Origin of the sequence: Vibrio sp. TH_r3 (genome assembly GCF_033101115.1) — a bacterium.
Classification (GTDB): domain Bacteria; phylum Pseudomonadota; class Gammaproteobacteria; order Enterobacterales; family Vibrionaceae; genus Vibrio.
Genome location: NZ_JAWMPW010000089.1, coordinates 1 through 510 on the forward strand (window position 1 = coordinate 1; position 510 = coordinate 510).

Here is a 510-nt window from a genome sequence, read left to right on the forward strand (position 1 = left end):
ACTGTTTAACGTTTACGTCAACAGGCATATAGGTTGTCGGTCTGTGATGCTGAGGCCAATTGAATTCTATGCCTCCAGAAATCCAAGGACCAACAAGTCCAACCAAAGCAGGTTTAATAACATCGTTACAATAGACAAAATCGCGCTCATGAACTTTGTCATACGCTTTGTGGATTCGCCCACCAAGTTCCGGAAGAAGCATGATATAAATAAAGTCATTCTCAAGGAAAACCGCTCTATATTCCTCATTCACACATTCATTAGCGATTGAATCAATGACTCCATACGGATAAACAGAACCAGAAGAACCTTGATAAACACGTTTTTCCAGAAAAATAGGATTAGTATCAACCTTACCCACTTGATACGTGGGTAGTGTGACGGTTTCTATCCACACTCTTACATTATTTGCCATGATGACCTTCTGAAATTGATGGTGATGATTGCCAATAATGATAATATTATTCCAAAGCGGTGAACTGCGGGTTTATCACGCTGTTTAGTAAACAA

At 39.4% G+C, this 510-nt stretch carries 1 protein-coding gene; it reads right to left on the minus strand.

Translation table 11 applies throughout. The features are described from left to right. Nucleotides 1–415 (minus strand): DUF5107 domain-containing protein (locus R3X26_RS18900; protein WP_317718863.1); only part of this gene is annotated, 415 nt, incomplete at its 3' end. Nucleotides 416–510: the final 95 nt, after the last annotated feature.